The sequence below is a fragment of the Streptococcus infantis genome (assembly GCF_001579645.1).
GTDB lineage: Bacteria > Bacillota > Bacilli > Lactobacillales > Streptococcaceae > Streptococcus > Streptococcus infantis_E.
Genome location: NZ_KQ970818.1, coordinates 37,785 through 47,939, shown reverse-complemented (window position 1 = coordinate 47,939; position 10,155 = coordinate 37,785). Strand labels below are relative to the sequence as shown.

Annotated in this window: 15 protein-coding genes; all 15 read right to left on the bottom strand. The window is 37.4% G+C overall.

Annotated elements, in window-relative coordinates; genetic code table 11:
• The coding region (locus SINDD18_RS00305; protein WP_193750814.1) for a ribosomal L7Ae/L30e/S12e/Gadd45 family protein at window positions 1-172 on the bottom strand (172 nt) is incomplete at its 3' end.
• Window positions 165-458 (bottom strand): RNase P modulator RnpM, encoded by a 294-nt coding sequence (rnpM, locus tag SINDD18_RS00300; RefSeq protein WP_000857572.1) that lies wholly within the window; start codon window positions 456-458, stop codon window positions 165-167. The genes SINDD18_RS00305 and rnpM, both read right to left, overlap by 8 nt.
• 22 nt (window positions 459-480) lie before the next feature.
• Window positions 481-1,617, bottom strand: a complete 1,137-nt coding sequence (nusA, locus tag SINDD18_RS00295) for a transcription termination factor NusA (RefSeq protein WP_061862680.1) — start codon at window positions 1,615-1,617, stop codon at window positions 481-483.
• Between the two features lie 42 nt (window positions 1,618-1,659).
• Complete coding sequence (rimP, locus tag SINDD18_RS00290; RefSeq protein WP_000338687.1) at window positions 1,660-2,139, bottom strand: ribosome maturation factor RimP; 480 nt, start codon at window positions 2,137-2,139, stop codon at window positions 1,660-1,662.
• 126 nt (window positions 2,140-2,265) lie between these two features.
• Window positions 2,266-2,901, bottom strand: coding sequence for a tRNA (guanosine(46)-N7)-methyltransferase TrmB (gene trmB / locus SINDD18_RS00285; RefSeq protein WP_001266101.1), 636 nt, complete (start codon window positions 2,899-2,901; stop codon window positions 2,266-2,268).
• Entirely contained in the window at window positions 2,898-3,692 is a 795-nt protein-coding gene (ccrZ, locus tag SINDD18_RS00280) for a cell cycle regulator CcrZ (RefSeq protein ID WP_000362994.1), read from the bottom strand. Before ccrZ ends, trmB begins: the two co-directional genes overlap by 4 nt.
• Before the next feature lie 161 nt (window positions 3,693-3,853).
• Window positions 3,854-4,465, bottom strand: a complete 612-nt coding sequence (locus SINDD18_RS00275; protein WP_061862679.1) for a CPBP family intramembrane glutamic endopeptidase — start codon at window positions 4,463-4,465, stop codon at window positions 3,854-3,856.
• Between the two features lie 30 nt (window positions 4,466-4,495).
• The gene (gene blpZ / locus SINDD18_RS00270; RefSeq protein WP_000276510.1) at window positions 4,496-4,744 is read right to left on the bottom strand and encodes an immunity protein BlpZ; all 249 of its coding nucleotides are present in this window, start codon (window positions 4,742-4,744) and stop codon (window positions 4,496-4,498) included.
• Between the two features lie 41 nt (window positions 4,745-4,785).
• The gene (locus tag SINDD18_RS00265; RefSeq protein ID WP_061862678.1) at window positions 4,786-5,475 is read right to left on the bottom strand and encodes a CPBP family intramembrane glutamic endopeptidase; all 690 of its coding nucleotides are present in this window, start codon (window positions 5,473-5,475) and stop codon (window positions 4,786-4,788) included.
• A 320-nt stretch (window positions 5,476-5,795) separates the two neighbouring features.
• Complete coding sequence (locus SINDD18_RS00260) at window positions 5,796-6,107, bottom strand: hypothetical protein (RefSeq protein WP_061862677.1); 312 nt, start codon at window positions 6,105-6,107, stop codon at window positions 5,796-5,798.
• A 328-nt stretch (window positions 6,108-6,435) separates the two neighbouring features.
• Window positions 6,436-7,038 (bottom strand): CPBP family intramembrane glutamic endopeptidase, encoded by a 603-nt coding sequence (locus SINDD18_RS00250; RefSeq protein ID WP_061863214.1) that lies wholly within the window; start codon window positions 7,036-7,038, stop codon window positions 6,436-6,438.
• Between the two features lie 52 nt (window positions 7,039-7,090).
• Window positions 7,091-8,059 (bottom strand): thioredoxin domain-containing protein, encoded by a 969-nt coding sequence (locus SINDD18_RS00245; protein WP_061862675.1) that lies wholly within the window; start codon window positions 8,057-8,059, stop codon window positions 7,091-7,093.
• Window positions 8,060-8,805: 746 nt separating this feature from the next.
• Window positions 8,806-9,000, bottom strand: coding sequence for a Blp family class II bacteriocin (locus SINDD18_RS00235; RefSeq protein ID WP_061862673.1), 195 nt, complete (start codon window positions 8,998-9,000; stop codon window positions 8,806-8,808).
• Between the two features lie 57 nt (window positions 9,001-9,057).
• A complete protein-coding gene (locus SINDD18_RS00230) occupies window positions 9,058-9,243 on the bottom strand; it encodes a bacteriocin class II family protein (RefSeq protein ID WP_061862672.1) in 186 nt (61 codons plus the stop codon).
• 187 nt (window positions 9,244-9,430) lie between these two features.
• A complete protein-coding gene (locus SINDD18_RS00225; protein ID WP_061862671.1) occupies window positions 9,431-9,835 on the bottom strand; it encodes a hypothetical protein in 405 nt (134 codons plus the stop codon).
• Between the last annotated feature and the right edge of the window lie 320 nt (window positions 9,836-10,155).

The window sequence follows — 10,155 nt, the reverse complement described above, 5'->3', positions numbered from 1 at the left end:
AATGACTTTTATCCTGAATCTTCTTGGTCAGGTTGGGGGCGGCATCATGAGCGAGAAATACCAGTCTTACTTTCTGGTCTTGGATGGCCTTGACAACCATTTCTTCACCCGAGATGATTTTCCCTGCTCTTTGAGCAAGTCCCAAGAGATTGGCAATTTTTTGTTTATTCAAGTCCTAACTCTCTTCTTTTCACTTTGTGATCGACATAGGCAATCAACTCGTCATAAAAGCTTTCTTCAACTTCCATACTAAAGCTACGGTTAAAGACTTTTTTCTTTTTAGCCTCTAGGGCTTCTGCATTGTCTAGCTTGATATAAGCGCCACGACCATTAGCCTTGCCTGTCGGGTCGATGAAGACCTGTCCTTCTTTGTTCTTGACAATACGGAGTAAATCTCGCTTATCAATCACTTGGTTGGAAACAACAGACTTGCGCAAAGGGATTTTTCTAGTTTTCATCCTTCCCTCCTCTGATCAGCTCTTATTCTTCGACCAATTCGTCTGATTCTACCTGGTCAGCTTCTTCTGCTGCTTCCATGGCCTCAAACTCACTTGCAGACTTGATATCGATACGATATCCTGTCAAATGAGCTGCCAAACGAACGTTTTGCCCACGGCGACCGATGGCAAGAGAAAGCTTGTTATCTGGCACAACGACCAAGGCACGCTTGCTGTCGTTTTCATCAAAGATAACTTGGTCAACTTCTGCAGGAGCAATAGCGTTGTAGATAAATTCAGCTGGATCGGCTACCCATTCGATAACGTCGATGTTTTCTTCGATTGGAACCATACGATCGCTCTTAGCATCGTAGCGAGCTGAGTGGAATTTGCTAGTAATTTTCTTGATGTTAGCACCACCACGTCCGACGATTGTCCCGATCGCATCCACGTTTGGATTGTGGCTACGAACAGCAACCTTGGTACGGTCACCTGCTTCACGAGCAACACTCATGATTTCAACAGTTCCGTCATAAACCTCAGGAATTTCTTGTTCCATCAAACGTTTAATCATTTCTGGATGGCTACGGCTCACAAATACGTTCACACCACGAGGATTGTCTTCAACCTTGTAGACATAAACTTCGATACGATCATGAGAAGCAAAAACTTCTCCAGGGATTTGGTCTTGTTTTGACAATTGTGCTTCGATGCTGCCAAGGTTGACATAGATAAAGCGGTTGTCAAATCGTTCTACCGTACCAGACATGATTTCTTGTTCATGCTCTTTGTAAGTATTGTAGGTAATGGCACGTGTTTGCTTGCGCATTTTTTCCATGATGGTTTGTTTGGCAGATTGAGCTGCTACACGACCAAACTCACCTGGTGCTTCTTCAAATTTAATCTTGTCCCCAAGCTCGTAAGCTGAGTTAATGGCAAGAGCATCTTTTAAGCTGATTTCCAAACGGCTATCAAATACTTCATCAACAACTTCACGAACAGTATAAACTGTAAAGTCACCTGTCTTTTCGTTGAAATCAATGGCTACACTATCCGACTGCCCATAGCGTCTGCGATAGGCTGAACGAAGTGATTCCACCACTGCATCAATGATGTCTTCTTTTTTGATTCCCTTGTCTTCTTCCAAAATGCGGAAGGCCTCTAGCATTTCTTTACTCATCTTCTATTCACTTTTGAATCTTCAAAAGCTTCCTTTCTTTTACTATAATTTTACTGCTAAACGTGCTTTTGACACCAAACTGTATGGAATTTGGACTGTTTTCTTACGTGTCTTGTCCATATATTCCATAGTCAACTCATCCTCTTCAAAGGCTAGCAAGGTTCCTTCAAAGACCTTTTGCTTATCGATGGCTTGGTAAAGTCCAACATGGATGTATTTCCCAACCGCTCCAGCGACTGCTTCCTTGGTTTTCAAAGGACGCTCCAAGCCTGGACTGGTGATTTCTAGGAAATATTGTTCTGGGAAGGGATCTGGCTTGATAGTATCTAGGACAGGACTGATGATTTCTGTCAAGTCCGCTGTGTCATTCAAGGTAATTCCCTCTGGTTTATCTACAAAAATACTAAGAATCATGTCACTGCCAATCTTTCCGTACTCGATATCCACGAGTTCAAAGGGAGCTTCAATGACAGGTTCTACGACTTCTCTGACTAATTCTACGATAGTTGCGATTGCGTCCACCTCCTCATAAGCAAGAGGCGAAGATATTTCCCCGCCTCACTTTCTCATATTCTTACTTACAGTATAGCACTTTTAACTACTTATGTAAAGCATAAGCACTCAGAAGGCTTGATTTTAAGCTTTTTCTTAAAATTCTGCCTCAACTCGGTAGATAACTTGACCCTTACTTGAGAATTTTTGCTCATATTCTGTCATGACATTGCCTTCAAAGTCGCTGGCGTGCAAGTCCAACCAAACTCCATTGAGCTTCATGCCATATTGAGAAAAACTCACTAGGCTGTATTCAAACAAGCCTCGGTTATCTGTCTTGAAATGAATCTCACCGTGTTCAGGCAAGATACGCTTGAAGGTATCCAAGAAACTCTTATAGGTTAGACGACGCTTTTCATGACGCTTTTTAGGCCACGGATCTGAAAAGTTTAGGTACAAGCGATCAATCTCACCATCTTCAAAGTAGTCGGTCAAATCAGAACCATCAACCCACAACAACTTGATATTGGGTACAGCAACTTCCAAGACCTTGTCCAAGGCATAACTCAAAACAGACTTTTGAATATCAATCCCGATATAGTTGATATTAGGGTTTTGCTTGGCCATACCTGTCACAAAAGCACCCTTACCACTACCAACCTCAACATGGATAGGATTGTCATTTCCAAATAAATCTCGCCATTTCCCTTTGGCTTCTAAAGGATTTAAGACAACATACTGAGGATTAGCCTCTAGTAATTCTGTTGCCCCTTTTCGATTTCTAACTCTCATCTCTTCTTTCCATACTTGTCACGGAAGATACGCAAGGCATAAATCTCCCGATTGACATTTTCTAGATCTTCATTTGTATAATATTTGGCAATCTGGCTCAAGAAGGATAACTGAGCATACCAAAATAGTTTGTTGATGACTGTTTGGTTGTATTTGTAACCGTAATAAGTCAACCACTCTTTCCACTGATAGTCTGGAATATAGTGACATAGCATATGCGCTACATCAAACATGCGATCCGTTAAACGAACGGAATCCCAATCCACTAAATAAACAAGACCGCTCTCTGTCTCAATCCAATTACTATGTCGTACATCTCCATGAACGATCGTTGCATAATCTTCCCTAAAGTTTGGCAAACTTCCTCGCAAATCCTCTACTACCATTCTTAGATATTGATTGTTCTTCAAGGATTCTGGAGCATCTTTTAACCAAGCCTGAAGCAAGTCAAAAGGTGTTTCTAAAGAATAGCCCAAACGAGTCAATTGCGTCATCAAAGGACGCGAACGATGCAAGCGGCTCAAAATATTGATAATCTGCTTGCGATTCATATCATAAGGGGTCAAAATTTTACCATTCAACCATTCTTGGGCACACATATCACGCCCATCCGATAAACGGCGAGTCCATAATAATTGAGGAGCGATTTGTTCCTTGGCTAAACCAGGTAGGATTGGAGAGGTGTTCATTTTAATAAAGACGCGCTTCCCATCAGGGTAGCTTCCCATATAAGCTTTTCCGCTTTTCCCAGGTATAGGGGTCAGCGTTAGCTCAATATCACCCAAGTCCATTTCTTTCCTCCGTATAAAGTTTCCTTACTATTCTACTAGTTTTTAGGCTATTCGTCAACCAGTCCAGACCTGATTCTCAAATAAAAGCCTCTGGGGTGGGGTGGGTTATCATTATAGAACGAAAAAGGTAAGCACAATCTCCTACTTACCTTTCATGATTTTTATAAATAATATAAGAGTGGCCAACTGTTGTAAAACATGTGGACTAGAGTAGAAACCCATAGATTTTGGCTCTTTTTGTAAGCAAAGCCCAGTAACAAGCCCCCAAGTAGATAAAAAATAAACGAAGGGACATTAGAAGGTCCATGCATGAAAGAAAAGAGAGAGGAAGTTAGAACAAGCCCCAACCAAGAATTTTCAAATATAGCCCCCTGAAGAACTCCCCTGAAAATGAGTTCCTCCTGGATTGGACCAAAAACTGAGGTAGTCAAAATCAAAGACAGGGAAATTCCTCTACTTACTTCCGCCAAGTGTTGAACTCCCGCTCCAGAAGAAACAGCGAAGAAATGAATATAAACTAGTGTCTCAAGCACACTTAGAAGAAAGATTGCAATGAAAAGTAAAAGTTGTTTCTTACTTAACATCCCAAAAGAAATCATTTCAAACTGTCTAGCATAAGCAACACTCAGCGATGTTACAAGAAGACTTACAATAATCAATGCAGGTTCATTTTGAAAAAAATCCCCATGGTTAATCGTATAAGGAACTGTAATTACGATTATTAGTACTAAAAATCCAAAACAAAAGGCATGAAATTTATCAAAAAACTCCATAAAGCTATCCTCCTCAACAAACAAACCTTCCTACAAATCATCCTTTAACTCTAGTCTTTCCAAAACAAACCATTTTAGTAGCCAAAATCCGACAACATAGCCAGCACCTAAAAATATAACTATGAAAGCTAGCATGGGATTTAGGAAATTAAAGACCACCGCAGACACAAAGGTTAGCACAAAAACATTAAAGGCAATGGTGTCAGAAGCCAAGACTAGAATATAGGGTGTCAACCAGTCTAAGGTTTTTGAATCTAGGAAAAATAAGTGTTTATACATGATGACCTCCTCTATGACTGAAAGCAAGCCTTTTGGTTTTTTCACCCCAAGACCCTATGTAGAAAAGTGAGCAAAAATGGTAAGTTTGCGATGATATTATTGATGATATGAATCGTATAAGATGGATAGATGGTCTTGGTATAGCGGGTCAAACCACCAAATATACATCCAGCTGCTGTATAAACCAGAAGGTCTAGTAGACTAGGAAAACTTGAAAAATGAGGTAAGGCGAACAAAATCGAAGGAAATAGAATATCCAGTCCCCATCTTGAATTCTTAAAGAAGGCATGTTGAAGCAGTCCCCTACATACCAATTCTTCCATCAGAGGTCCTAGTACGATTAAGGTTAGGTAAACGCCGAACTCTGCAAAATTCGTCTCACTATAGACAATAAACAAATTCCAACTTTCGTTTGTCCCCTGAACGTGTTTAGCTGTCAGATAGTTAAAGCAGATAAGCACGACAGCTGCTAACACCGTCAGAACAGAATAGCTCAACCACTTTTTCCTAGGGATACGAAAAAGATAAGCATGGCCCGACCTGATCAAAATCCAAACCATCAAGCCTATAAAGAGAAGGCTGATGATGTTTCGAATCCAGATAATATTTCCTACCCAAGATGAAAACTCCCAATAATTTCTCCAAAATTGGGTAGTCCAAAACAAGCCGAAAAACAAAAATAAATAAGAAAGGATTGCACTCGTTTTGAAAAGAATAGAATATTTTTTCATAGAAGCTCCTTCGTAGCTTTGCTATCGTAGCTGCCATCAATTATCATTTATACTCTTCGAAAATCAAATTCAAACCACGTCAGCGTCGCCTTACCGTACTCAAGTACAGCTTGCGGCTAGCTTCCTAGTTTGCTCTTTGATTTTCATTGAGTATTAATCCTCTATCATTCAGTCTCGGTAGCTATCACCATAACTTTGATAAGCCAATACATCTACCCTTGTGTACTTTTGTTGCTGTTAAAAACTTTATATTTTTCATCATCTAGGTAGTCAATTCTTTTCAAAATGATAGACCATCATCCTTTTTCTACCTAATCATTTTATAATACTTGATACTCTCGATGAAAAGTTGTGGCAGATACCACTCGATGATTTGTGAGGTCAAGATAATCTCCTGGATAGCCAAGGACATACATACTATAACCAGCAAAACCTCCTCCTGCTGTTCCGACTAGTCCAATTTTGAGATTGGTTACAAGAGAAGACTGAAGTCCTGCCATTAAAATTCGGACATGATTGTCTAGCCATACTATGTAATTCTTTTGCAAGGCGTCTTCTACCCAATCTGGTTTAGGAGTATCTTTACCAATTTCCCAAACTTCTACTATTTTATTTTTATATTGTGCTTGCATCTTTTTAATCTTTCTTTTAAGATTCTCACAGGTTTTTTATGTTCTTCTTACCTGGTCTATGTTTTAACAGACTATAGATCGTAACAAGAGTACTCACCAATACCACAATATTTCTCCAGAGTTCCGTTGAAATCATGAGTACTCTTATACAAAGAACAAGAGATATCAATATTATTACAACTCGGGCAAAGCAATCTAAAAAATACACATACTTTTTCATATGATTCCTCCATCTATTGATTTCACATCTACCAGATCAGTTCTATAGTCACTATGGTGCTAACTGACCGTCCTCTATATTCCTTTGTAAATTTAGCACTGTCACCTACTAGAAGAATGATAAACAATTGTAACAGAAATGGATTAAAATAGGCACCGATAGATTTTGACTCTTTTTATAAGCAAAGCCCAGCATCAAACCTCCAAATAGATAATAGAAAAACGAAGGAAAATCATAAGGTGCATGCATGAAAGAGAAGAGAGAGGCAGTCAGTACAAGCCCCAACCAAGAATTTTCAAAAACCGCACCTTGAAGGATACCTCTGAAAACAAATTCCTCCAGAATAGGCCCAAAAACTGTCACGCTTGCAATAAAGGATAATGAAATTCCTGTACTAGTAGCCTCAAGGTGTTGATATCCAGCACCAGAAGATACTGTAAAAAAACTATAATAACCTATATTTACCAGCACACAAATAAGAAAGCTTCCAATAAAAAGTAGAATTTCTTTCTTCGTTAACCTTCTTAGCGAAACCATATCAAACCATTTCGCATAGGCAACACTCAGTGAAATCCAGAAAGTCTTTGCGATAATAAATAGGTACTCATTTTGAAAAAAATCTCCTTGATTGATGGTATAGCCTACTGTAGTAACTATTATAAAGGCTAAAAACCCAACAAACACAGCATGACATTTATTAAAAATGGCCATAAACACAACCTCTCTCCTATTTAGAATCATCAAAATAAGGATGCAAAAATTTTTATTTATGAACTCTTTGTTTCCACTTGATCATACCTGAAGTAATCAAGAGTGCAACAGCTATACGTAATAGATTGTAACTTTCTTCCTCTCCTGTATTAGGTAGTAATTGTTTGCTCAAATGAATGGTTTGGGAGGCAGAATCATTCCCCTTAACTTCGGATAAAGAAGTTTGTAACTTATCAGTATTTTCAGAGATTGTCTTAGATGTATCTCCTCGCTTCTTCTTATCTGTCATTACCAAATCTTCAGGCTGAACAGTTATAGTGTTAGAAGGAGGAATATTATTCTTCAATTGTTCTCTACTATCACTATTATTAGTTAAATTTTCCTTTGAATTCTCCACCTCTCCTGTTTTATCATCACGGACACTTTCTGTTACTGTATCCTCAGAAGATGCTACTGTTTCCGTTTGCTTAGGTGAGTTTCTCGAGTACATATAATCATAAACCTGTTGTGCAGTTGCCCCGCCACCAACCCATCCAGATATCGGACGTCCGTTTCTTAAATACAAAATTGTTGGTGTTCCTGGAATACCGACTTTTTTAAATAGAAACTCTCTCGCTTCCCCGTCAAAATCTTTACCATCCAAATCATAATATTCTAACTTCTTTTCAATTAAGTTATTAAATTCTTTCAATTCAGGAGAAAATTGACGACAATGAGAACAAGTTTTTCTACCAAAATATATAGTATGTTCCAATTGATCCTCTGTAAAAGATTGACGAACGGCTTCAATATCTATCTTTTTAAATTCCGCAACATTCTGCTCATACTCTTCGGGAGTTACAACGGAAGGTTTATGCTCAACATTTTCCGTACCCGATTGCAGATCTGGTGCCACAACAGAACTATCATTAGCCTGGATAGAGGAAGAAGTAGTCTGTTCTTCTGCATATACAACACCCGTAGTAATAGATGCAAATACAAGTGGTACAAGTAATAGCGATTTTATCTTTTGATTCTTCATAAGAATACTCCTTTACATTTGATATATTTATCTTACCTTATTTAAGATTACAAATTCATCTAAATCTTAAATGGTCATCAAAACATCTTGAATTGTAAAAACTTCATTAAAAAAGGTAAGTATTTCAAAAACACTTACCTTTTTTAATTGAGTTGTACCAAAGGTCTATTAAAAAGATGAATACTTGAGTAGATCTACTATCATTCTGTTTTTTACACATTAAGTAAACCAGTTCTATAGTTTCATAACTTTTTCTTACTATGAACGTTCTTTATTTTTATATACTTTATAATCTAATTTATGTTTTATAAGACTATAGATTGTAACAGGAGTACTCACCAATACCACAATATTTCTCCAGAGTTCCGTTGAAATCATGAGTACTCTTATACAAAGAAAAAGAGACATCAATATTACTACAACTCGGGCAAATAAATCTAAATAATCTACATACTTTTTCATATTGATACTTCATCCTTCACTTTTATCTTAACATATGATAAGTAAGTAATTTTTTAATTCTAATACTAACTAATATCCCTCCCACTCTAAACAAGAGTACTGGAGTGTTATCTATTGACTAACCTATATTTAAACTATTCAGCAATATCAATATTACTTAGCATAAACTTCAAAAATTTTAAAAACTTCTATAAAAATTCTAAATTTTACATTAACCTATAAATTATCTGTTGTTTATACTCTTCGCCCAGCCTTCTAGCTTATTCTTTGTTTCTCATTAAGTATTAACTAACAGGGGTAGCACAAAAATACATATTAGCCGCCGTGCCTACACCAAGCGCACCCCAAGGACCTCCAAATGCACCTCCAAATATAGCGCCTCCTGCTGTTCCTACTACACAACGCCAGTCTCCACCATTAACAGTTGAGAGCATCTCCACATCAACAACTTCAAATTTCTTGATATTATCCTTATTCATTTTTTTACCTCCAAATTCAGTTTAACATCACTATAAATACTAATGTCCAAATAATTATTAACAGTAATAAGCGGCTGCTACCATACCTAAACCTATACCGCCCCAAGGACCTCCAAAAACAGCACCTACACTAACTCCAGCAGCAATTGCAGTTTCACAATCACCAAATTTTTTACCACCTTCAACGCAAGCAAGCATATCAGTATCCATAATCTCAAATTGTTCCATCATTTTTGTATCCATAACGAATACCTCCATTTTTATTTTAATTTTTGTCCTGTTGCAACCTTGACAATTTCAGTATAGCACTATTTGTTAAAGTTTTTTCATCCGAATCTTGAATTGTCATCGAAACATCTTGAATTGCAAAAACTTCATTAAAAAAGGTAAGCATTTCGAAAACACTTACACTTTTATACTTCATTAACCTCTACTTTTTATAATACTTCAACCCCAAAACGAGCAGAAGCGTGATAATAAAGCATAGAATAGCTCCAATATAGGCGATTAGTTGTTGATAGGATTCTACTGCTGTGATACCTCTATACAAACAGATGATAGTCATGAAACATGTCAATCCTACGAACATTAGTTGATTGGCTCTAGGACTTACCAAATCATCATCTTCAAATTTTTTCACTCTCATTTCCCTAGTGAGATAAACAACAGCCAAAATAGAAGCCAAGTTAATAACCACTAAAAGAAATTGGAAAACCAAGGAAAAATTTAAAAACTGACGAGATAGAAATAGATAAGTGGAGACAAGTAAGGGCAACTGACCTAGGAACAATCTTGCAAGAAAGATGTTCCGTTTTTTAGCAAGAAAAGTTTTCATTTCTTTGCTCCTTTCTTTTTCATTAAAGCAAAATAGATCATAACCGCAATCACATAGACTATGGTATAAAATAGCTGATACCAAGTACTCTCCCTAAGCGGATAAAGAAAGATGGACATGATTAGATACAAGATGAAAATGACAAGTATTTTTTTCTTCATAAGATCCCCTTCTTAATATGTGATATGTGCTTTATCTTAGTTAAGCTTTAACCTTTACTCTCTTAGTTTAGCACTCCTTTTGATCTTTGATTACTCAAATCATGAATGGTCATCTAAACCTCCTAAATTGTTAATAAAAAAGCAAGCACGAAAAACATG